The sequence below is a fragment of the Paenibacillus naphthalenovorans genome (genome assembly GCF_900099895.1).
GTDB classification, from domain to species: domain Bacteria; phylum Bacillota; class Bacilli; order Paenibacillales; family NBRC-103111; genus Paenibacillus_G; species Paenibacillus_G naphthalenovorans.
Genome location: NZ_FNDY01000013.1, coordinates 17,756 through 41,644, shown reverse-complemented (window position 1 = coordinate 41,644; position 23,889 = coordinate 17,756). Strand labels below are relative to the sequence as shown.

General features: G+C 48.1%; 23 protein-coding genes. All 23 read left to right on the top strand.

The window, feature by feature from the left end:
• The first annotated feature begins 44 nt into the window (after positions 1-44).
• The 23 genes from BLT35_RS14220 (at position 45) to BLT35_RS14105 (ending at position 23,885) form a co-directional block, all read left to right on the top strand.
• Positions 45-482, top strand: a complete 438-nt coding sequence (locus tag BLT35_RS14220) for an SRPBCC family protein (protein ID WP_062409768.1) — start codon at positions 45-47, stop codon at positions 480-482.
• A gap of 133 nt (positions 483-615) precedes the next feature.
• The gene (locus BLT35_RS14215) at positions 616-1,734 is read left to right on the top strand and encodes an acyl-CoA dehydrogenase family protein (protein WP_074728546.1); all 1,119 of its coding nucleotides are present in this window, start codon (positions 616-618) and stop codon (positions 1,732-1,734) included.
• 58 nt (positions 1,735-1,792) lie between these two features.
• Positions 1,793-2,842, top strand: coding sequence for an XdhC family protein (locus BLT35_RS14210; protein ID WP_074728544.1), 1,050 nt, complete (start codon positions 1,793-1,795; stop codon positions 2,840-2,842).
• 12 nt (positions 2,843-2,854) lie between these two features.
• Entirely contained in the window at positions 2,855-3,877 is a 1,023-nt protein-coding gene (gene moaA / locus BLT35_RS14205) for a GTP 3',8-cyclase MoaA (protein ID WP_074728542.1), read from the top strand.
• Between the two features lie 7 nt (positions 3,878-3,884).
• Positions 3,885-5,159 carry a molybdopterin molybdotransferase MoeA gene (locus BLT35_RS14200; RefSeq protein ID WP_074728540.1) on the top strand — a complete coding sequence of 425 codons (1,275 nt, stop codon included), beginning with the start codon at positions 3,885-3,887 and terminating at the stop codon, positions 5,157-5,159.
• Positions 5,160-5,378: 219 nt separating this feature from the next.
• Positions 5,379-6,179 (top strand): IclR family transcriptional regulator, encoded by an 801-nt coding sequence (locus tag BLT35_RS14195; RefSeq protein ID WP_074728538.1) that lies wholly within the window; start codon positions 5,379-5,381, stop codon positions 6,177-6,179.
• Between the two features lie 189 nt (positions 6,180-6,368).
• Positions 6,369-6,836 carry a cupin domain-containing protein gene (locus BLT35_RS14190; RefSeq protein ID WP_054817529.1) on the top strand — a complete coding sequence of 156 codons (468 nt, stop codon included), beginning with the start codon at positions 6,369-6,371 and terminating at the stop codon, positions 6,834-6,836.
• Between the two features lie 76 nt (positions 6,837-6,912).
• Complete coding sequence (locus tag BLT35_RS14185) at positions 6,913-7,809, top strand: NAD(P)-dependent oxidoreductase (RefSeq protein ID WP_074728535.1); 897 nt, start codon at positions 6,913-6,915, stop codon at positions 7,807-7,809.
• A gap of 15 nt (positions 7,810-7,824) precedes the next feature.
• On the top strand, positions 7,825-8,808 hold the full coding sequence (locus BLT35_RS14180; RefSeq protein ID WP_074728533.1) for an ABC transporter permease: 984 nt from the start codon (positions 7,825-7,827) through the stop codon (positions 8,806-8,808).
• A gap of 23 nt (positions 8,809-8,831) precedes the next feature.
• Positions 8,832-9,962, top strand: a complete 1,131-nt coding sequence (locus tag BLT35_RS14175) for a TMAO reductase system protein TorT (RefSeq protein ID WP_074728531.1) — start codon at positions 8,832-8,834, stop codon at positions 9,960-9,962.
• 42 nt (positions 9,963-10,004) lie between these two features.
• Positions 10,005-11,525, top strand: coding sequence for a sugar ABC transporter ATP-binding protein (locus BLT35_RS14170; RefSeq protein WP_074728529.1), 1,521 nt, complete (start codon positions 10,005-10,007; stop codon positions 11,523-11,525).
• 26 nt (positions 11,526-11,551) lie between these two features.
• A complete protein-coding gene (locus BLT35_RS14165; protein WP_054817535.1) occupies positions 11,552-12,313 on the top strand; it encodes an SDR family NAD(P)-dependent oxidoreductase in 762 nt (253 codons plus the stop codon).
• 33 nt (positions 12,314-12,346) lie between these two features.
• Complete coding sequence (locus BLT35_RS14160; protein WP_062409758.1) at positions 12,347-13,294, top strand: thiamine pyrophosphate-dependent dehydrogenase E1 component subunit alpha; 948 nt, start codon at positions 12,347-12,349, stop codon at positions 13,292-13,294.
• Between the two features lie 14 nt (positions 13,295-13,308).
• Positions 13,309-14,283, top strand: a complete 975-nt coding sequence (locus tag BLT35_RS14155; RefSeq protein WP_062409757.1) for an alpha-ketoacid dehydrogenase subunit beta — start codon at positions 13,309-13,311, stop codon at positions 14,281-14,283.
• Between the two features lie 41 nt (positions 14,284-14,324).
• On the top strand, positions 14,325-15,491 hold the full coding sequence (locus BLT35_RS14150) for a dihydrolipoamide acetyltransferase family protein (RefSeq protein WP_074728527.1): 1,167 nt from the start codon (positions 14,325-14,327) through the stop codon (positions 15,489-15,491).
• A gap of 381 nt (positions 15,492-15,872) precedes the next feature.
• Positions 15,873-17,270, top strand: a complete 1,398-nt coding sequence (gene lpdA, locus BLT35_RS14140) for a dihydrolipoyl dehydrogenase (protein WP_074728523.1) — start codon at positions 15,873-15,875, stop codon at positions 17,268-17,270.
• Between the two features lie 223 nt (positions 17,271-17,493).
• Positions 17,494-18,153, top strand: coding sequence for a GntR family transcriptional regulator (locus BLT35_RS14135; RefSeq protein ID WP_054817543.1), 660 nt, complete (start codon positions 17,494-17,496; stop codon positions 18,151-18,153).
• A gap of 457 nt (positions 18,154-18,610) precedes the next feature.
• The gene (locus BLT35_RS14130) at positions 18,611-19,063 is read left to right on the top strand and encodes a PNPOx family protein (RefSeq protein ID WP_062409754.1); all 453 of its coding nucleotides are present in this window, start codon (positions 18,611-18,613) and stop codon (positions 19,061-19,063) included.
• An 80-nt stretch (positions 19,064-19,143) separates the two neighbouring features.
• Positions 19,144-20,619 (top strand): 4-hydroxyphenylacetate 3-hydroxylase family protein, encoded by a 1,476-nt coding sequence (locus BLT35_RS14125; protein WP_054817545.1) that lies wholly within the window; start codon positions 19,144-19,146, stop codon positions 20,617-20,619.
• Positions 20,620-20,653: 34 nt separating this feature from the next.
• Positions 20,654-21,424, top strand: a complete 771-nt coding sequence (locus BLT35_RS14120; protein WP_062409753.1) for a carbon-nitrogen family hydrolase — start codon at positions 20,654-20,656, stop codon at positions 21,422-21,424.
• A gap of 28 nt (positions 21,425-21,452) precedes the next feature.
• Positions 21,453-22,127, top strand: coding sequence for a DUF2848 family protein (locus tag BLT35_RS14115; RefSeq protein WP_054817547.1), 675 nt, complete (start codon positions 21,453-21,455; stop codon positions 22,125-22,127).
• A 2-nt stretch (positions 22,128-22,129) separates the two neighbouring features.
• Positions 22,130-22,480 (top strand): cupin domain-containing protein, encoded by a 351-nt coding sequence (locus BLT35_RS14110; RefSeq protein ID WP_062409752.1) that lies wholly within the window; start codon positions 22,130-22,132, stop codon positions 22,478-22,480.
• Positions 22,481-22,835: 355 nt separating this feature from the next.
• On the top strand, positions 22,836-23,885 hold the full coding sequence (locus BLT35_RS14105; protein WP_074728521.1) for a TRAP transporter substrate-binding protein: 1,050 nt from the start codon (positions 22,836-22,838) through the stop codon (positions 23,883-23,885).
• Positions 23,886-23,889 lie beyond the last annotated feature (4 nt).

Sequence of the window (23,889 nt, the reverse complement as noted above, 5' to 3'; positions counted from 1 at the left end):
GGAAGTTTTTCTTCAATAAACAATGCTCAAGGAGAGTGGAATGAATGAAGGTGTCCGGTACTTATGAACTTCCGACCAATTCGGCTACGGCATATCAATTGCTTACGGATCCTGATGTTTTGATCCGAACCATGCCAGGGCTGAAATCGCTGCAAGCCATTGATGACAATACTTACAGTGCGGAGCTGGAGGTTGGAATCAAGATGGTGAAAGGGCGTTACAAAGGGACGGTAAAGCTGTTTGATGCGGTGGAAGGCGAACAATTCCGGTTGAGTATGGACGGCCAGGGGCCGTTAGGATTTGTACAGCAGGAAATGCTGATCAAACTCGAGCAGGTGGCCGACAACCGAACCAACGTCATATGCGAAGGCGAGGCTACGGTCGGGGGAGTGATTGCCGGGATCGGACAGCGGATGATGTCGGGTGTAGCCAGTTTATTAATGGGGCAATTTTTTAGCGCGATGAAGAAAGAAGCAAGCTGAATGACACGCAGCGACACTGCATGACGGCTGACAATATTCGAACTTCATTTCACGAGCACCAAAATCGCTGGAAGACAAGTCTGTGGTTTATAGCGGTTTTGGTGTGATTTTTCAATAGGGGAAGGTGGGGAGGATGGTGGGACAGCAACCTATGGTATGGAAAGACTTATTGGATACTGCTAAAGACCTTGCCGAAGTCATTCGAAATCATATGGATCAAGAGGCGGATAAGGAACGGGTGCTGTTAAAAGTTTGGTCGCAGCTCATACAAGCCGGGTTTCACCGCATGCTGGTGGACTCCCGTTTCGGAGGACTGGGGCTGGATCTGAGAAGTTACCTGCAGGTGATAAGGCAATTGGCTTACGGGGACGGAGCATTGACCCTGGCGGTTCATGTTCATAATGTTGCTGTGTACATGGTGTATGAGCTGGGAAAGAAAACGTTTCGGAGCCGCCTGAAAACATGGCTGGATGATGCAAGCCTGTTTGCGCTTGCCCGGTCAGAGGACGGAAGAGACTACAGGTATGATTTTTCTACCCGAATCTCGCAAAACCATGCTTCGATGATTCTCAACGGCCAAAAGGATTTCTGCACTCTTGCAGGTCTGGCTGATTATTATGTTGTTTTTGCACAGCCCGAGTGGAGTCAGCCATCGATGGACTCTTTACAGCTTTGCCTGGTTAACGGGAAGCATCCGGCCGTTGAAGTGATCAAATCCAATGGTCTGGATGCCATGGTCGCTTCTTCTACCTACAGCGTCCGTTTCAAATCCTATCCATTATCTCCGGCTGAGTTGGTCGGACAGCCTGGAGCGATTACGGGTTTAACCCATCCCGACATTCTCCCCCTTGGAATATGCGCTATCAACATCGGCATGGCCGATTTAGGAATAGAGCTTTTTATAGAGAAAGAAAGACAGCGCTGTGTCAAACCAAATGAAGACATGGAGATCGTGAGATGGCTAGGCCAAATCGATGTGCTTTCACACAGCGCACAATTATTATTGGATAAATCCATTGATTCCCGACCCATGTCCGAGGGCAATTCCGGCATTTGGTTGAGACGCGCAAAGGCAGCTTCCGACACGTTGATTCAGGATGTGACGGAAGGCGCTATCCGCCATTTGGGCATGGATGGAATCAAGTCTCCCAATCCTTTTATGTATTTAAGAAATAATTCATATGCCACTCGGATATTGCCTCCAAATACCCGAAAGTGCTTGTTGACACTCGGCTCTGAACTAATCCAATGAATGGTTGAAGAGAAAAGCAGCGTATGAAAAATATATTCATGTCGGAGGAGTAATGGCTATGAATGATTCTTACCGGATTCTAAAGAAAATGAAAGAAAAGAAACAACAACGATTCGCCATGGCGACGATCATTGCCGTAGATGGTTCCACATACCGCCACCCGGGAGCAAAGATGTTAATCGGGGAAGACGACAGCCAATATGGAACGATTAGCGCCGGCTGTTTGGAAGAAGATTTAGCTTACCATGCCCGTGAGATCATTAACCATCGGCAGCCCAAGACAGTCATTTATGACTTAAGGTCGGAGGACGATTTGTCCTGGGGGCAGGGAGCCGGCTGCAACGGGAGCATCAAGGTTTATGTGGAGCCTAATGAATGGGAATATATCCCTCCTGATCACCATCAGCCCATATGGCCTGAAGTGGAATCGGTTCTGAATAACGGCAGCAAGGTTGCAAGCGCAAAACGTGTAAGTGACGATGACGCGCAAAGGGTGCATTTATTTTATACGGACAACGGGGCGGTCCTTGGGGACGCGGAAACAGGCTTGAAGGAGAAGATCATACCGGAGTTAAAGCGGTTTTTAATCAGCGGCAGGAAGATTGAATTAATCCGTTTAGCAGACGTTGAAGGCGAATTCTTACTTGAGCTGTACGAACCCAGAGAGCAGCTATACATTTTCGGGGCAGGGCCGGATGTGGAACCGATAGCCAGACTGGCCTCTCATTTGGATTTCTTTGTTACCATTATCGACCCCAAAACCAGTCGCTGTAACGCAGAAATTTTTCCAACGGCGGATCAATTGATCCCTGAGCATCCGGAGACTTATCTGCAAAAAAATAACATTCCCCAAACAAGCTATGTACTCATTATGACGCACAGCTTCCAGCGGGACCAATCGATTTTACGCGATTTGATTGCATCGCCGCCTCAGTATCTGGGGGTATTGGGACCCCGATTGAGAACCACGCGCCTCATGGCGCCCGATGCTTTGCCTGATTGGGTGCATTCACCTATAGGTTTAAGTATCGGTGCGGAAGGGCCTGAGGAGATCAGTGTCAGCATTATGGCCGAGCTGCTGAAAATCAAAAATAAAAAAATAACATGAGGGGGAGAGAAGATGGATCAGATCAGCAAAATGACAGACTCATTACAGCGCCCTCTACGTGATTTGCGGATTTCCGTAACCGATCGCTGCAATTTCCGCTGCCGTTATTGTATGCCGAAAGAGTTGTTTGGTCCAGACCATCTGTTCCTTCCAAAAGATCAGCTGCTCGGTTTTGAGGAAATCGCCCGTTTAGCCCGCATTTTCGCATCCCTCGGCGTTGAAAAAATCCGCATCACTGGCGGAGAGCCGCTGCTGCGCAAGGAACTGCCGAATCTAATCCGGATGCTGCGGTCGATCGAAGGTGTGAATGACGTCACCTTAACCACCAATGGTTCACTGCTGGCAAAATATGCAGAGGAGCTGAAGAATGCAGGTCTTCAGCGGATCAATGTCAGTTTGGACAGCATAGACGAGAACCGGTTTGGCCAAATGAACGGCGGGCGATGCGATGTCCGAACGGTAATGGAAGGCATCGATGCCGCATCGAAAGCCGGGATGAAAGTCAAAGTGAACATGGTCGTCATTCGAGGGATCAATGATCAGGATATCGTGCCTATGGCCCGATTTTTCCGCGGGACGGGGCATATTTTACGTTATATTGAGTTTATGGATGTCGGAAACAGCAACGGCTGGAATCTCAAGCATGTGGTGTCCAAGCAAGAAATCATCGAACGCATTCATGCCGAGATGCCTTTGGAACGAATGCGTTCCGAGTATTTGGGGGAAGTGGCCGACCGCTACCGCTATGAGGGAACGGACGAAGAAATCGGCGTTATTTCTTCCGTAACCGATTCCTTTTGTTCGACCTGTACAAGGGCTCGCCTGTCGGCGGACGGTTTCCTGTACACCTGTCTGTTTGCTTCTCAAGGAACAGATCTGCGTTCGCTGATCCATTCCGGAGCGGAGGATGAAGAGATACGCCGGTTGATTATGGGGGTATGGGGCAGCCGCCGGGACCGTTACTCCGACGAGCGGCTTCTCCACACCAAGAACCCGGAGAAAAAGAAAATCGAGATGTCCTACATTGGAGGCTGAAACCGATATGGCGTTATATATACCTAATGCTTCGCCCATTCCGTTGGAGGAGGCGCAGCGTCTTGTTCTCGCCACAGTTCGTCCCCTTCCGCTCGCTTCTATTCCTTTATCCCGAGCGCACGGGTATTGTCTTGCGGACCCTGTGCTGTCCGATCATAACGTCCCGATGTATGACCGTTCTACGGTAGACGGGTATGCCCTGAGGGCGGAGGACGTGAAATGGGCCAGCCGTTCAACCCCTGTGAAGCTGAGCACTATTGAAGAAATTCCCGCCGGACATATACCGGAGAAGCAGATTGCCCCGGGCATGGCCAGCCGCATTATGACGGGAGCGCCTATCCCCAAAGGCGCGGATGCGGTAGTCAAAGTGGAGGAGACGGAGATTGGGGAAGATGAGGGGCGATCAAGCGTATGGATTTACCGTTCGGTTACGGCCGGCGAATCGATTCTAAGGAAGGGAGCGGATGTAGAGGAGGGCACAATCATCCTCCCGGAAGGGACCTTTATCGGACCTGTTGAGGCGGGTCTTCTGTCCACTTTTGGAGTCGGGGTTGTTCCGGTTTACGATAAACCTAAGGTCGGGATTCTCTCGACGGGAAGCGAGCTGCTGCATGTCGATCAACAGATCTCCCCCGGGAAACACCGTGACAGCAACGGTGTCATGCTGGCAGGACAGGTGAGAGCGGCCGGAGGCGACCCGGTTTATTTGGGGATTGTGCAGGATCACCCGGAAGAGCTGGAAAAACGCATAACCGAAGCGCTTCAGCAGGTGGATGTTCTGGTCACCAGCGGAGGCGTTTCTATGGGGGACTATGATTTCCTCGGAAATACATTTGAGAAAATCGGCGCAAAAGTGGTGTTCTGGAAAACATTAATCCGTCCAGGGATGCCTGCGCTGTTTGGAACCTGGCAGGATAAGCCCATTTTTGCCTTAGCGGGAAATCCGGCCTCGTCTTACGTAAACGCTTGGCTTTATTTGTTGCCGGCGATTCGCAGGATGTGCGGGCGGAGGAATCCGCTGCCTCAACGGTTAACCGGGATATGCGACGAACCGATTGCCATGATGCCGATGCCTCATACCCGTTTTTTACGCGGGTTCGCTTATATTTCTTCCTCGGGTGAATTGCGGGTGAAGATTGCCCGCAAGCAGGCTTCCGGTATCCTGTCCAGCTTTCTGGAAAGCAATTGCCTGGTTAGAGTGCCCGGGGAAAAAGGGTATGCCGCCGGCGAACGGGTTGAAATGGATCTGATAGGAACGCTGGGGGAAAGCGTTTGCCCCTGATCAATCGATTTGCTTTTTTAAGTGCAGCCCCAATGCTTATAAAATAAGCCTGTTGATTTGATGCAAATTAGCGTTTTTACTCGAAAATCCTTGAAACTTCAGGGGTTTTTTTGTCGTATATGATCAGATATTTTTGAATTATTGAAATATTTCATATTATGAATTTATTTTCATTGAATTAAACGATATTCACTGTTATATTTTCATTAGGGTGATGCTATGGAAAAGGAGAAAACTAGGATAAGGTCGGTTTCCAAGGCACTTCAAATTTTAAATCTGCTCGGGAAAAACCCGAGAGGATTGCTCATCAAGGAAATCAGTATTGACCTCCGCTTAAACTTAAGCACGACTTACCATTTAATCAATACGCTGCTCGATTACGGGTATGTCATCAAAACCAAGGATGATGTCTACTCGGTAGGTTATCAGATCCCGTTTTTAAACAATGCTTTTTTGCAATCGATGACCCCTGATGCCACACTGAACATGTATTTGCAGGAGCTTTCCAACATTACGCAGGAAACGGCCTATTTAGGCAAAGAGATTGATGATTCCGTGATTCTTACGGGCATTATCGATTGTCCTCAAGCCGTAAAAGTGAAAACGCTTTATATCGGGTATAAGGAATATCCCCACGCCCGCGCTCTGCCTAAATCGGTCATTGCGTTTTGGCCTGAATCCAAAATCGTGAATTATTTTAAAGACAATCCGTTCGAGCAATTAACGGAATCGACCCCATCGAACCTGGATGAATTAAAAACGGAGTTGGCTGAAGTCAAAAAGCGTGGCTATTGTTTGGACGATGAAGATTTTATGAAAGGGATCTGCTGCATCGCAGCTCCGGTTTTTGGAGCGAATAAAAAACCGATAGCAGCCTACTCCGTGACGATGCCGGTCGAACGATACAGACATCATAAAGACGAGTATATCCAGAAGGTTTGTATGATTGCCAAACAAGCCTCGCAATCTTTAGGCTATTATGATTTTGAAGGAGGTGATTATCAGGTTTATCAGAGGTGAAATTCAACCCGGCAAGCCCCAACATCCGTTCAATATCTTTGCAGTCCGGGATGATCAAGTGGATCAGGCTGCTTCTCCTGCGCTTTCTGAAAGCGTTTGCGGCCATCATTTTATATTAAAAAAACGACAGAGGTAGTGAAAATCAATTTTGATTTTCCACATAAAAAAATTTTTTGAGGAGGAATACCAATGAGTAATCTAAAGGATGTTCACAAACGTGTAATTCGCAGACAGGATGTAAAAGCCAACTGGGATGCATTTCCGGATTTTAAGAAAGCGACTTACAGATATATCGGCACATTGGCGGCTACGGAAACCACCATTCCGCCGGTGCTGATGGACAGCGCAATTTCGTTGGGCATTATTGAAGCGGGACCTGGTCCCCAAGCCAGATTGCATGACCATGAAGTCGAAGAAATTTTTATGCCTCTCGATGGACTATGGGAATTCTTTTGGGGTCCTAACGGCGAAGAGAGAGCAACATTAGGTCCATTGGACGTGATTTCGGTTCCGCCAGGGGTATTAAGAGGCTTTAATAATGTCGGCGGGGGAACCGGGCGCCTGCTGGTATTGAATACGAGCGCAAATGCCGAGGGAGCCGCTTTTGTGGCCAAGGAAGATCTCACTAACGTAACGGAAACGAACTATAAAAACTAAAATGAACCGGGTGTTACCCGTCATCTGATTGGCGGGTAACCCATTTTTAAACCGGCCTGCATAAGTGTTTCAATTTATGAAACAAAAGAGGGATAACATGAAAATCGGTTTCGCAGGACTGGGTAGAATGGGCTTTGCTATGGCACAAAGATTATTGCAGGCAGGCGTTGATCTGACCGTCTGGAACAGGACCAAGTCCAAGGCCCAAGATTTGTTGGATCAAGGTGCGAAGTGGGCGGAAACTCCGCTAGAATTAACTGAAAATTGCGAAATCTTATTTTCGATGGTTGCAGATGATCAAGCGGTTAAAGAGATGTATACAAGCGAAGCCGGCCTGCTGCAAGGCGGCCTTAACGGTAAGCTCTTTATTGAAATGAGCACGGTTCATCCGGCCACCATCCGTGAATTAGCGGAAATGATCTGCCAAAAAGGCGGGAGTTTGATCGATTCGCCGGTATCAGGAACAGTGGTGCATGCCCGCGAAGGCAGCCTGATTGCTTTGATGGGCGGAGATGAAGAGAGCATTTCCCGGGCGAAGCCTGTTTTGGGGACTTTTTGTAAAAGCATGAAACATATCGGCCCTGCGGGAACAGGCATGGTAATGAAGCTCGTTTTGAATATGCCGATGAATATATACTCCTACGCCTTATCGGAGGCCTTGGCCATAGGCGTAAAGGCGGGTATTGATTTGAAATCCATGCTCGAGTTCATTGCGGAAAGTCCTGCGGGAATCAAGGTCCTTCCCGTTAAGATTCCGGCGATACTTCAAGCGACGGAAGAAGTATCCTTCGATATCAAGGGGGTCAAAAAGGATCTGGCCAATATGATATCGGCCGGTCAATTCTATGGAGTTCCGACTCCGGCCGCCAGTATAACGCTTCTTTCCTATACGACAGCGGTTGCGGACGGTTGGGGCGACCGGGATTGGGGGGCGATCGTTCCTTATTTCATTGAAAAGGTTCTGAAAATGTAAAAAGAGGGGGAGCCTATGAACAATACGATAGAACCAACCAAACTACCGAAAAAGACAAAGTACGCTATGAAGGTCACGCCTAACTTTATGCTGCCCTTGATTATTGTTGTGGTAGCGCTGTTGACGACGATCATTCAACCCCGATTTTTCACTTTGTTCAATTTTCAAAACCTGTTGATTCAGGCTTCCTTTCTGGCTATTTTGGCTTTTGGGCAAACCTTTGTCATGCTGACCAGAAATTTTGATCTGTCCGTAGCTGCCAATGCGGCTATTGTCGGTGTGGTCACCGCGATGACGATAAATCAATACGGAATGGCGATTGGCATCCTTGCCGGTCTGCTGCTCGGGGTAGTCATCGGCTTGATCAATGGACTATTGGTTGCTTATTCCATGGTTCCCTCTCTGATCGTCACCTTGGGCATGATGACGATTCTTAGAGGACTTGGTCTTCTCATTACGAATGGAGAGCCGGTTACCGGGCTTCCTCCTGCTTTCAGAGAAATCGTTGTCAGCTTTATTGGCCCCATTCCGCAAGTCGTGCTGATTGTTTGCGTTTTGCTTGCCGTTTCGTATTATGTTTTAACCCAAACCGTGTTTGGCCGGCACATTTATGCCAAGGGCGGTAATGAAGAGGCGGCGAAGCTTACCGGAATCAATGTTCGCAAAATTGATATTTCGGTTTTCGTCATCAGCGGATTGGCTGCGGCAATCGGCGGAATTCTGCTTGCATCAAGGGTAAATTCCGGGCAGCCGACGATTGCCGAGGGACTGGAGCTGGAGGCTATCGCTGCTGTAGCGATCGGCGCGGTGTCACTATCGGGGGGAGCGGGAAGCATCATCAACGTTGCCTTCGGCGTCCTTTTGCTGGCTCTTTTAAATAATGTCATGAACTTGATCGGTATTTCTTCTTATGTACAGGACATTGCACTCGGCGTCGTTTTGGTATTGGCAGTCAGCCTCGATCAAATTCGCAGAAGGAAAAAACGTCACCAAACATAAACCGGGCTAAGGGGGAACGGAGAATGATCGGACAGAACAAGAAGAAGACCTTATTGCTAATGGCCATTGTTTTTGCGCTGACTGCTATAGCAGCGGGTTGCAGCCAAGGCGGCGAAACCGCCGAGGGAGGTTCGGCTCCCGCCACTACGCCCGCCGGCACGGCATCCAATGAACCCAGTGTAGTCGATCTTGAACCGGAAGAGGCTCTGAAATGGTATCTGCAGCAGCCGGACCCCGTGCCTAAAGAGAAATATCAAATCGGAGCATCGCTTGTCTATCTATCCGATCCGCTTTGGGTTGGCTTCCAATATGGGATAGAGCAGCAGTTGGAAAAGCTGGGCTTGCCCAAGCCTTACGTTACGGCCGCAGGCGGTTATCATAAGCACATGGAGCAAATTGCGCAAGTGGAAGATTTACTCTCTCGCGGTATCGACGGCCTGCTGCTAGGGCCTGCCAATCCTGATGCATTGGTGACTGCGGTGGAGGTGGCTGAAAGAGCAAAAGTCCCTGTCGTCAATTTTGCCGTAGGAATCAATACCGACAAAATTGTTACAGATATTCAGGCGACGCAAGAAATGCTGGGCGCAATGACGGCTGAATACCTGGGCAAGGAAATGAACGGTAAAGGTAAAGTATATATGCTGTCCGGGGTAGCGGGCTCTTCCTGGGCGCTCGGCAGAGAAAAGGGATTTATAGAATACATGCAAAAAAACCATCCGGATATCGAGATTGTAGGTAAACATTACGGTAAAAACGACAGGGCCGAGGGACTCAACGCCGCCCAGGATGCGCTGCAGGCGAACCCCGATATCGATGCCTTTTATGCGGGGGCCGATCTGATTGCGGCAGGGGTGGCGGATGCGATTAAAGCGGTAGGCAAGACAGGCCAAATCAAAGTGGTGACCATGTCGGGAATCGGTAAGGATACGCAGATGCTCATTAAAAATGGCGAAATTACGATGTCCCTGCCTTATCAGGCTGTGGAGCAGGGGAGAATGCTGGTCAACATAATGGTGCGCTATTTGAACGGCGAGAGAAATCTCCCGAAACGGATCGGAGTTCCTGTGGAAACGATCACAAAGGAGAATATCGATCGTTTTGATGTGAACAAGTATTTGGCGCCTGATCATTACAAACCTTCGGTCGCTCAATAAAACCGGAAGCAGCATATGGATTCTCACGGAGGAGGGCGGGAAATGGCTGAAGTATTAAGAGTGGAACAAATCACGAAGCAATATCCCGGGGTTCTGGCTTTGGACGATGTATCATTTGATGTTCAATCGGGAGAAGTCCATACCCTTCTCGGGGAAAACGGTGCAGGCAAATCTACATTGATCAAAGTCATAGCCGGGATTATCACCCCAAATTACGGTAAAATATTTGTTCAAAATGAGGAGGTCCATTTTGACAGTCCGTTGGATGCCATCCGGTCGGGGATCAGTACAGCGTTTCAGGAAGAGGCGCTGTTCCACGAACTCTCCGTCGCAGAGAATATTTTCATGGGCCAGATTCCAAGCCATATGGGGAAAATCAATAAATCCCTCATGATTGAACGATCGGCGGATTTGCTGAAGCAGGTAGGTCTGGACACCGTTCATCCCGACATTCCGGTTAAGCATCTCAATATTGCCACAAGACAGCTGGTCCAGCTGGCGCGGGCCTTTCTGAATAACGCACGGGTTCTTATTTTGGATGAACCGGCTACCGCACTAACCCCGCATGAACGGGAAAAATTGTTTCAGGTCGTACAAAAATTCAAGGATCAGGGCGCGGGAATTGTTTTCGTTTCGCATCATTTGAAGGAAGCATTAAGCATCAGCGACCGCATCACCGTTCTTAAAGACGGCAGGAAAGTCACGACGACACCTGCGGAAGGAATCAACGAAAAACAAATCGTTCATTGGATGGTCGGCAAAGAAATCGGGGATATTTACCCTGCCAAGGAAGTGAGGAAAGGTAGCAAGGTCGTTTACGAAGTGAAAGGGCTATCCTTGTTACCGCATTTTTCAGATGTCGGTTTTCAACTGCATGAGGGAGAAATCCTTGGCATCGCCGGATTGATGGGATGCGGGAAAACCGAGCTGGCCCAGGCATTGTTCGGACGAATGGAGCCGGATAGAGGGTTGATTAAAATAAACGGCGAGGAAACCCGTGTTCACAATACGAAAGCCGCCATTGATAAAGGCATATTTTTGATTCCCGACAACCGGAATGAAGCTCTGTATTTATCCAAATCGATTTGTGAAAATGTCAGCCTGCCTGCGATTCGGAACTATTCCAACGGCGTGAGGATCAACCGGAAAAAGGAAACCGAAGACGTTGAAGAGCTTGCGGGAAGATTGAAGGTACGCGCCGTGAATGTGGATTATCATGTGGATACGTTAAGCGGAGGGAACCGTCAAAAAGTCCTGATTGCCAGAGGGGTGTTTGCTCAAGCTAAAATTTTGATTTTTGTCGAGCCGACACTAGGGGTTGATGTAGGAGCCAGATCTGAAATATATGATCTGATTGCCGATCTTTCCAGAAACGGCCAATCCATTATCGTGATTTCCTCGGATGTTCCGGAGATTGTTGGGATATCCCACAGAGTGCTTGTCATGCATCAAGGAGAGCTGAAGGCGAATCTGGAAGGAGATGAAATTTCAGAATTCCAAATTTTGAATTATATGGTAAGTCATCAGGAAGAGGCTTCTCGCATGGAATTAACGTTAAATTAACGTTAAGAGAGAGGAAATGAATTTATTTGGCGCATTATACATGTTTCCGGAACAAAGCAGTTGCTATTTTGGGAGGCGCAGAAGGAATTGGAAAGTCGTGCGCCTTTCTATATGCACAACAGCAGGCTGACATTTATTTGGCGGATATTAACGAAGAAAAGAGCATGAAGCTATGCCGGGAGATCAAAGAACGGGGCGGACGGATCACGTATGTTAAAACCGATGCGACCAAACCGGAGCAGGTTCGCAGGTTCGCCGAAATTGCAGGGGATAGCACGGATTTATACGCCGTTATCCATTGTACAGGCGGGTTTACGGGCTATACACCCACGATCCATTTAACCGATGAGGAATGGGATAAAGTCATTCGGCTCAATATGCACAGTATATTCTACAGCTCCAGGGAGTTCGCCAAGCGGATGATGTATTCAAGAAAGGGTTCGTTCGTTAACGTGAGCTCCATAGCAGCCCGCACCGCCCTGAAAAACACGCCGATTCATTATTCCTGCGCCAAGGCTGCGGTTGAATCCATGACAAAAGTTCTCGCAGCGGAACTGGGACCCTATGGGATCCGGGTGAATGCCGTAGCTCCAGGCACAACGAAGACGGATCGCGCTATCGCCGTAAGAGGAGAAGAGGTCATGGACCTGTGGGGGAAAGAGATTCCCCGTGGAACGTTGGCTTCTCCAGAAGAAATTGCTCAGGCCATTGTATTTTTAACCAGTGAAGAGGCTATCCACATCACAGGTGTATGTCTCGATGTCAATGGGGGCCAACTGATCGTGTAGCCCCCATTTTATCAAACTTAACAGGAGGTTCCCATGGATAAAGATTTGCTGACAGAAGCTTATACCATAATGAAGACCATCAGAAGATTCGAAGAGACGTTAAGCGTATTATTCGCCGAGAATTTCATCAGAGGTTCCATTCACTTGTCGATCGGTCAAGAGGCGGTAGCTGCAGGCGTTGGTTTAGCGATGGCGCCGCAGGATAAAATGACCACGACATACCGCGGACATGGACATGTCATTGCAAGAAAAACACCGGTGAAACTGCTGATGGCAGAAATGCTGGGAAGGGAGACCGGGATCAATAAAGGACGCGGAGGCTCGATGCACTTTACTGACGTAAGCCGGGGCGTGCTTGGAGCGAATGCGATTGTGGCCGCAGGACTTCCTCACGCCGTTGGTGCGGCGTACAGCGCCAAATATCTCAAAGAAGATTATGTGACGGTGACGATCTTCGGCGATGGAGCGACGAACCAGGGAGCGTTTCATGAGGCGTTGAATTTGGCCGCCGTATATAAGCTTCCCGTATTATTTGTTTGTGAGAACAACCTGTATTCGGAAATGACTCCGATTGAAGAAATCGTACCGGTCGAGCATATGGCCGAACGCGCGGAGGCGTATAAAATTCCCGCCCATATGGTCGATGCCTACAATGTAGAGGAAGTCTACGAAGTGGCCAAAAGAGCGATTGAAGACATTCGTGCCGGAAAAGGTCCGATATTTCTGGAAATGAAAACGTATAGGCTTGTCGGCCATATGTGCGGGGATCAGGAAGTTTATCGCAGCAGGGAAGAAGTTGCGTCCTGGGCGGCCAGAGATGCGCTGAAGACGGCAGCGGAGAAGCTGTCCCAACTGCAGGTCGATGTGAAAAAGCTGGATGCGTCCATAGAACAGGAAATCGAAGATGCGGTCAAATTTGCCAAAGAAAGCCCTTGGCCGGATCCGAAGCATTTATTTGACGGGTTATATTACGCAGAATAGGAGGAAAATGACATATGGCTCAGAAGATGACCTATACTCAAGCGCTCAATTTGGCGATCAAGGAAGAAATGGAACGTGATGACCGGATCGTTTTGTTCGGGGAGGATATCGGCAAACCGGGAGGTGCCTTCCAAGTTACGAAGGGGCTGTGGGAACAGTTTGGATCAGACCGGGTATTGGATACCCCCATCTCGGAAACGGGATTTTTCGGAATGGCGATCGGAGCCGCGCTGACCGGGTTAAGGCCGGTTGTGGAGATTTTATATATGGATTTTTGTGCGGTTGCCATGGATCAGCTGATTAATCAGGCGAACAAATTGACATATATGTCGGGCGGCCAGTTTCCGGTTCCGGTCGTGTTTCGCGGTCAGCAGGGCGCGGGAAGAGGCAACGGTGCGCAGCACTCGCAAAGCTTTGAATCGTTATTTTGTAATATGCCCGGTATAGAGGTCGTGCTTCCATCCAGCCCCAATGACGCTTACGGGTTATTTAAAACCGCAGTGCGCAACAACAAACCGGTCATCTTTCTCGAACATAAATTGCTTTACGGGATAAGGGATGAGGTAGAAGTGGGCGGGGATCCGATTCCATTCGGCAAAGCCAACGTGATCCAAAGTGGCAGCGATGTGACCATTGTAGCGGTATCAAGGATGGTACAGCTTGCCAAAGAGGCCGCCCATCGGTTGCAGGAAAGAGGAATCTCCTGCGAAATTATCGATCCCCGTACGCTGGTACCGTTTGATTTGGAAACCGTGAAGCAATCGGTTCAGAAAACGGGACGGCTTATCGTTGTGGAAGAATCGCACAAATGGGGCTCGATCGGAACATCCATCATCTATGAAGTAATGGAGCAGGTGTTTGATTATTTGGATGCCCCACCGAAATTAATAGGGACGGAGAATGTTCCGATTCCTCACAGCAAGCCGCTCGAGGATGCTGCACTTCCGTCTCCCGAAAAAATTGAGAATGCGGTCTTGTCCCTTGTTTAAGCGAAGGCCATGGACAAAGCGATGTGAAAGGAGGGATTTCCATGCAAATCATCTTACCCAAACTCGGCGCAAATATGGATAGTGCCGTCCTTACCCGATGGTTTAAAGCGGAAGGGGATCCCGTGGAAGCCAATGAAGTGATAGCGGAAGTGTCCACCGATAAAGTGAATATGGAGATTGAAGCCCCCGAAAAGGGCATTCTGATCAAACAATTTTTTAAAGAAGACGATGATGTGCCTGTAGGCGCTGCGATTGCGGAGATTGGAGCCGCAGCGGCGAAGGCGGACGCGCCTCAGCAAGAAGAGCGGAAAGATGTCCAACCGAATAATTCCTTCATCAAAATATCCCCATCGGCCCGCAGGCTGGCCCATACCTTGGGGGTAGATATATCCAAGGTGAAGGGGACAGGTCCCAACGGGCGCATTGTCCATCAGGATATACAAAATTATGCAGAAGCGGCGAATACGGTTGTTGAGGACCGTGAAGAGATTCAACAACCGCAGGCAGAGGATCACAGCCCGCCGCAGCCGCAGAACATGGAAATTTATCAGTTGAACCGCATTGAAGCGATCAGCGGAGAACGAATGCTGCACAGTCTTCAGTCGACGGCACAGCTTACGATGACCAGGGATGTCGATGTTACCGATGCCGTGGCTCTGCTGGAATCGGTAAAAAAGGTCCAAAAGGATAAGATCACCTTTACAGCATTCATCATTTTGGCTGTGGCCAAAGCGCTGCAGATACATCGGCGCTTCAACGGGAAGCTGGAGAACGGGAAGATCGTCATCCCCGCAAGCGTCGATTTGAATGTGGCTGTGGCTACCGACAAAGGGCTCGTGGTGCCGATCATCAAGGATGTACAAAGCAAATCGCTGGCAGCGGTCGCCAGGGAGCTGAACGATATCGTGACGAAAGCCAGAAACTCGAAACTCGAGTCCCGCGATGTGGAGAACGGCAATTTTACGATCACCAATCTGGGAGCGAGTGGAGTCGATACGTTTACTCCTATATTGTATCCCGGCCAAACCGGCATTTTGGGCCTGGGAAGAATCCTGAAGCGTCCTTGGGTAGTAGAAGACCGGATCGAGATCCGTTCTATTCTATCGTTATCACTGACTTGGGACCATCAGGCCGCAGATGGAGCCCCGGCTGCGCAGCTGCTGAAATCGATTGCCGACTATCTGGAGACCCCGGGATTGATGTTGTAACCGCCATACGGCATAGGATGAAACCAGGCAGTTAAAGACTTGCCTGGTTTCTGGCCATTTGCGGATTAAAGGGGTGTTATCCATTGCGCATTTGTTTAACCTCAATGCATCGGACACTTCCGTTTTTTTGAGCAATACCTTCTTCATGGTTGGTGCGGCTTCGCTTCAACAGGTTCGATTATGTTAACCCATATCGTGGTCAGCATTCAATCGATGGCACTGGTACAAAAAACAGAGCTCTCTCGGGATATTTATGATGCTGCAGGCAGCTCCATCCTATTGCAGGCAACATTATCGCGAACGGGTTGGTTGTATCTGTGCTATCTTCTATTTTATTTCAAAAATTGGAAAAATATTTAAATAGGAACGGAGGAGTGAAAGATGGCTCTTGAGCTTGATGTCGTGGTGATCGGTGCGGGTCCCGGAGGATATACGGCAGCCATCCGCGCGGCCCAATTAGGTAAAAAAGTGACGGTGATTGAGAAAGAGAATCTGGGGGGAGTCTGCCTGAACGTAGGCTGTATTCCTTCCAAAGCGCTAATCTCGGCGGCTGAAGCCTATCAAAATGTGTCACGCTATCAGGAAATGGGCATTGAAATCGATGCCGATCATGTCAAACTAAATTATGCCAAAGTGCAGAAGTGGAAGCGGAGCGTGATTGACAGACTGACCGGCGGCGTAAGCAGTTTACTGAAAGGACATCAGATTGAAGTCATCCAAGGCGAAGCCCGCTTCGTCAGCAAGAACGAAATTGTCGTTACCCATGCAAACGGCTCCGACCATTACCATTTTCAGCATTGTATTCTTGCAGCGGGCTCCCGGCCGATGGAGCTGCCCGATTTGCCGTTCAGTCAAAGAGTTCTTTCATCAACAGCTGCATTGAATTTGGAAGAAGTGCCTAAACGGCTGGCCGTGGTCGGCGGCGGATACATAGGAATTGAACTGGGTCAAGCTTTTGCCAAATTCGGCACAAAGGTTACCATTCTTGAGGGCGGAGCCTCCATCCTGCCCGGCTTTGACAAACGTTTAGTAAGCACAGTGAACCGAAATTTGAAAAAGGCGAACGTGGATGTATATACCAAGGCGTTTGCTAAACATTGCTCGGAAAAGAATCATGAGGTCACCGTCACTTTTGAAGCAGCGGGGGAGGAAAAACAACTCACAGCCGATTATGTATTGGTTACGGTTGGACGCAAGCCCAACACGGATCAATTAGGTTTGGAAGCGGCGGGCATACAAGTAAATGACAAAAAATTGATCGCTGTGGATCGCCAGTGCAGAACAAACGTATCCCATATTTATGCCATAGGCGATATTGTTCCCGGCCCTGCTTTGGCACACAAAGCTTCTTATGAAGGAAAGGCAGCAGCGGAAGTGATTGCCGGCAGGGGAAGTGTGGTCGATTACCGTTGTATTCCTGCGGTTGTGTTCTCGGATCCTGAAATCGCTGTGGTGGGCATATTGGAAAAAGAAGCCAACGACCAAGGGATTGAAACCAGGGTAGGGAAATTTTCTTATGCAGCCAACGGCAGAGCCTTGTCCCTGCATATAGCGGAAGGATCGGTGACCCTGATTGCCGATAAGAAGGAGGGCGTAGTGATCGGCGCTCAAATTGTAGGTCCTGAAGCATCAAATTTGATAGCCGAGGTGGGATTGGCTATTGAAATGGGAGCGACGCTTGAAGATGTGGCTTTGACGATTCATGCTCATCCAACGCTTGGGGAAATGATCATGGAGGCAGCCGAAAATGCGCTGGGGTTAGGAATTCATTCGATGTAATATAGCTCAAAAGTAAAGATGAAATACGACGCGTCGAGGTGCCCGGAAACGGTGCCTCGACGCGTCGTATGTTAAGAAGATTTCGATAGGATCCCGAAACGGCAGGGTGTAGATTGAACATACGAAAAAAAGAATTTAAGGCGACTTTTGAAAACGATTGACTAACATAAGACGTGTACCGTATAATGTACAATGTATACACAAAGAAAAGAAAGTGTGGTTAATGATGCCTAGTTTTAATCTGAAACCCATCGATAAACAAATTACAACCAAAGAGAGAGCATATAACGAAATTAAGGATGTCATTTTAAATGGGTATATTTCTTCAGAAGAAATATTCACGGAGGTGAAGCTGGCCGAACTGCTGAATACTTCTCGCACTCCTGTTCGGGAAGCGCTTCAAGATTTATTAAAAGAAGGCTTAATTGTTACGATTCCCAGAAAAGGGATGGCTGTGCGGAACGTAACGGAAAGCGAAGCCGAACAAATCTTTTTGCTTAGAACCACCATTGAGGGTGAGGTCATTAAGAAATTAACCGAAACGATCACACCTGAGCAATTGGAGCAGCTAAGACAAATTTATCAAAATCAGCAGGAAGCCATGGAGAAGGATGATGAAATTTCATTTATCAGCCTGGACCAAACCTTCCATATCACTTTAACCCGATTTGCAGATTACCACTTGATTGAGCAGGTATTATTGAACTTGCACAATTTATCTCAATTGATTGGTCTGAGAGCGATTAAAAAAAGAAATCGGATGAGGGAGGTTTTATCGGAACACGAATATATTATTCTTTGTATGGAAAAGAAAAATTCGGATTTGGCAGCTAAAGCCATGATCCATCATTTGAGTAAGACCAAGGAATCCTGGAAAAAGTAGATTAAGAAAAACTGGAGATCCGCTGGAAGCTTTTTTCTGTCGGAATCTCTTCAAACCTGATACAGAATTTCTCAGTTCAACTAACGCTTTAGTGAGCTTGAAAATTCTGTATTTTATTAAAATAGTAAAAATGGAAAAATTTGAACATTCTATTTTGTAAGCGTCGTCAATATGGGAAAATATTTGACGTTATTCGACAAAAAATCCAAAAAAACGAGTACATGTGATATAACATAACATTCAAGCGAAAAAAATATTGACAACAAAATCGAACTATATTACTATTTATCCCATAACATAAGTCACTAAGTTAAGATTAAAAACGACAAAATTTTTGTGTATACATCATACAGTGGACGAAATCCTTTCCTATTTTGCTCCAAAGCCCGCTGTTTTATTACACTGTTGATTTATAAAATGCCTATAGATCTGATATTCCAAAAAGGAGAGGAATGCCATGTCAAAAGTTTTAACGGAATTGACTCCCGAAATGGTGGATGCGCTGCAGGGAAACAACATCGTGCTGCTTAATGTGGTTGAGAAGGAAAGCGGGGCTATTTATTCGACGGCTTTGTCTTGGGTGTATGCCGTAAACGCAACAACGATTCGTTTTGCGATCGACGCTAAGTCCGATTTCATCAAAATCATTGAACAAGATCCTGCGGTGCTTTTGAATTTTACTGCTCAAGAGTCCGTATTCTCCTTAACGGGAAAAGCTTCTGTCAAAGTAGCCAAAACCGAAGGGCTGACCTTGAAGCTTGCCTTGATTGAAGTACAGGTAGAAGGAATCAGAGATATTATTTTCTACGGCGGGAAAATCACTACGAAGCTTGAATTTGTTAAAACATATAATGCTGACCTGGTCAAAAAACTCGATACTGAGGTCAAAGAGGCCATCTATAACGCTTAATTATCGTTATCAGTGTATACATCACACAGTGTACAAAATTCAAAAATATATATTTACCTTCGGAAAGGAAGATCAAAAGCATGAGAAACGGCAAACAATATGTAGAATCTCTGAAGGATAACAGAACCATTTATATCGGGGGAGAGCGTGTAAAAGATGTGACGACCCACCCGGCATTCGCAGGAATCGTGAACACCTTCTCCAAGATGTACGATATGTCCGCCGATCCGGCTAACGGCATGACGTACACAACGGAAGACGGTACGGTTGCCAACAAGATGTTTATGATTCCAAGAAGCAGAGAGGATTTGGCTGCACGCCGTGAGGCAATGTATAAATGGGCGGAAGCCACCTGCGGTTTTGCCGGACGCAGCCCGGATCATGTGGCCAGTTTCCTGGCAGGGTTCGCGAGCCATCCCGAGGTATTCGGCGACCGTGCCAAGTATGTGATTGATTTTTACAAATATGCAAGGGACAACGATCTGTTCGTCACTTACGTCATCATTCCACCGCAAATTGACCGCAGCAAAGCAGCCAACGAACAGGAAGAGAAGTTCCTGCCGGTAGGTGTATACGAGGAAAGAGAAGACGGTATTGTCGTGCGCGGCTCGCAAATGCTCGGCACAAGCTCGGCCGTCAGCAACTATTTGTTCTGCAGCTGCATTACACCGCTGCGTCCGGGAGACGAGGATTATGCGATTTCGTTCGTCGTGCCGATGGATGCACCGGGACTGAAGCTTTATGCCCGTCCCAGCTTCGCAGCCGACAAGCCGAGCACTTTCGATTATCCGTTGTCGACGCAGTATGATGAGAGCGATTCGCTTGTTGTATTTGAGGATGTGTTTATCCCTTGGGAGCACGTATTCGTGTACAAAGACATCGAAGCAACCCGCGCGCAGTTCCACGGAACGCCTGCTCACGTCCTGGGCAACAACCAGGCGCAAACCCGCTTGTCCGCCAAGCTGAAGTTCGTGATCGGCGTGGCGAGGAAAGTAACGGAAATGAACGGTACCGATAAATTCCCGCAGGTTCAGGAGCGGCTTGGGGAGCTGGCGTCGCAAGCGGCCATGGTGGAAGGCATGCTGATGGCCTCGGAATATCAGTGCAGCATCGATAAGAACGGCGTAGCCCGCCCGAATGCGCGTTATCTGTATGGCGTCGTAGGGATGCAGGATACCATTTATTCGTCTGTTATCCGCATCTTGAGAGAATTGGTAGGCGGCGGCGTACTGCAGGTGCCTTCCTCCTATAAGGAAATGATAAACCCTGAAACGAAAGACGACATGAGAAAATATATCCGTTCCTCCACAGGGGCCAAAGGGGAGGAAAAAGTAAAACTGTTCAAATTGGCCTGGGACATTATCGGATCTGAGTTCGGCGGACGCCACCAGCAGTACGAAATGTTCTACAACGGAGCTCCGTTTGTGGTTAAAGGGTACTCGTTCCGCAATTACGGATACGGAGAGCCGGTTGCTATCGTTGACCGCTTCCTGGCAAGCTACGGGCTGCCTGGGAATGAAACGGCAAAAACGGAAAAAGAAATCGAGGTAGGATAATTCCGGATCTGCTTAACAGAAAGGAACTGAGGGCATGAAAGTAGCATCCATTCAATTAGAAATCAAGGACAGCGAAACGAAAGAACAAAGAATCGAACGGGCGGATGGTCTGCTGGATCAGGCCAAGGGCAGCGATTTGATCGTGCTGCCTGAGATTTGGGCTACCGGGTATTTCTCGTTTGACCGCTACAAGGCGGAAGCCGAACCTATGGACGGCCCGTTCGTAAAGCGTTTTTCCGCAAAAGCAAAAGAACTGAACGCGTACTTGTTTGCCGGAAGCTTTGTGGAGAAAGACGGGGATAAGTATTATAACACGAGCGTGTTATTTGACCGGACGGGAGCCATCGTGGGTACGTACCGCAAAATCCATTTGTTCCGCTATGGTTCATTGGAAGGCGAATTGTTGACGCGGGGAGAAGACATTGGAGTCTACGATACCGAATTCGGACGCGTCGGACTCACCACCTGCTATGATCTGCGCTTTCCTGAATTATACCGTAAGCAGGTGGACGCAGGCGCCAAGCTGCTGCTCGTTACATCGGCATGGCCGCATTCCCGCTTGGCGCATTGGCAGCTGTTTAATTCAGCCAGAGCATTGGAGAATCAATGCTTCCTCATCTCTTGCAATTGCGTCGGAACGACAAGAAACGTCTTCATGGGGGGCCACAGCCGAGTTGTGGATCCATGGGGAACGGTTGTCGCATCCGGCGGGGAACACGAAACGATTGTGAAAACTGAAATCCATCCTGAGCAAGTGGACCAAATTCGTGAAGTCTTCCCTTCTCTAAAACATCGCGTTTTATAATGATAAACCCGGGAGGATAGATACAGACATGGAATTTCAGCACGAGAGAAAAATATTAAATTTTGTACCGCAAAGATTGGTTATAGCGGGATATACCAATAAAGACCAGGAAGCGGTCAAACACCATATTGAAGAATTAAAAGAATTGGGGATACCGGCTCCCCGGCAGGTTCCGATGATGTACGACCTGGCGCCGGAATTATTAAGCAATACTGACGTGATCAGCGTTGTCGGCAATGACAGCAGCGGCGAGGCGGAGGTCGTACTGCTGGATATCGACGGCACCTGGTATATCGGTTTGGGCAGTGACCATACCGATCGTGTGCTTGAGGCCGTATCGATTCAGAAGTCAAAACAGGTGTGCGCCAAAATCATTTCCAAGCAATTGTGGACGTTTGAGTCGATTTCCGAACACTGGGACGAGATTGAGCTGAACAGCTGGGTTCAAGTTGACGGAGAAGAAGTGCTGTATCAATCAGGTACGCTTAGCGCCTTTTTGAATCCGATGGATTTGCTTGAATTGGTAAAGCAGCGCGGGTATGACAGCCCTGGTATTGCACTGTATTGCGGAACGCTTCCCTTGAAAACTGAAAAATTTTACTTTGGAGGTATTTTCAAGGCGGAACTTCATGATAAGATAAACAATAGAAAACTTACCATAAATTATGAAACCAAAATTTTAAAGGACTCAGAGGTGGATTAACAATGGCAAAACCGGAACTGGAATTTACCGATTATACGAAATTTGAACAAAAGCCTTTTACCAACGTAAAGGGTCTAAGTGAACGAGTGATTGCGAAGGACCCGGAAACGGGAGTGGCTACACGGATTCTTATCTTCGAACCGGGCACGGACACCACTCCGAACGGTGTGCAAATTCATGATTTTTGGGAAGAGCTTTACGTGATCGAAGGCTCCTTGATTGACCTGACGCTCAATCAGGAATTTACAGCGGGAATGGTAGCTTGCCGGCCTCCGGGTATGAAGCACGGCCCTTGGATATCTCCAAATGGCTGTAAGACGTTTGAGGTACGTTATTATTCCAAAGGCCAATAAAATTCATGCGTGATAAAACCATTTGCAAAAAATGGTCAAAATGATAGAAAAAAAGGCAGCAGGAATGCCGATATAGGTATATAGCAGGTCTTATTGTGAAAATGACGGATTGAAGTACGGACGTGCCTGGCAAAGATTTGCGATTGCAACGTGACAAAGGGAACGAAGCCCGATGAGTGCCGCTAATGGCTGCAGGTTGCCTCCGCTCATGGGCTTTTACACCCTGGCTTTTACACCCTTTTCATGAAGGGTAGCTGCGATTTGGATTCTATTCAGACTGGTTAAACCAGCCCTGTATATAGAACTATTTTTACTCTTGTATCATGTGTGCACATTAAGTTAGGAGGCTTACAGAATGAGAAAAACAAAAAAAGTGTTTAAAACCGCGGCAATCGGGATCATGATTGCGTCCTTGCTTGCCGCATGCGGTGGCGGAGGCGAGAGCGCCGGGGGGACAAGCAGCGGTGATGACGGGAAGAATCAACAAAAGCTGGTATTGAAATTCGCCAACATTACGAAGGAGAACAGCGGACTCGCCCAAACGGCATGGAAAATAGGTGAAGAGCTTAAGGCCAAAACCAACGGCCGGATTACCGTTCAATTGTTCCCGGGAGGGCAATTGGGTAACGAAACCGATATGATGCAGCAGTTAAATACCGGATCTCTGGATATGGCGATCATCACCACAGCTCAATTGAGCAGTTCTTCCCCTGCCTTTGGCGCATGGTTAATGCCTTTCCTGGTGAATGACCACAAGCAAGCTTACGAATTGTGGACAAGCCCGGAATCCATGGCCTTATTTGATACATTAACGAATGACAATGTCAAAGGCTTAGGCTATGCAAGCTCCGGTTTCCGATACTTCTTGGCTACGAAGCCGGTGACAGGAATTAAGGATCTGGAGAACTTTAAGCTGAGAACGACCCCGAGCCCAACCATTCTTGACTTCTTGACTTCGCTCAAAGTCAGCCCGACCCCAATGCCGCTAACCGAAGTGTATACGGCACTGCAAACCGGCGTAATCGGCGGTGTGGATATCGATACGGAGTCGGTCATTTCCGAGAAATTGACGGAGATTGCCAAGAACATGACGCCGAGCAAACATATGTATTGGGCAGGCGGCATTCTGATCAACAAAGACAGATGGAACGGATTGTCCGATGAAGATAAAAAGCTGATAGAAGATGCGGTTGATGTAGCCATGAAATACAATGTTGAATATGTGGAAAAGAATGAGGCAGATTTGCTCGCAAACGCCAGCACAAAATTTGGACTGACTACGCATCAATTAACCAACAAAGCGGAATTTGAACCATACATCAAGGCGGTTCAGGATAAGTGGATTGCAAAGGCTCCGGAAATCGGCAAGTTCCTAGAAAAAGCTAAAGAGATTTCGAAAGAGTAGGTAT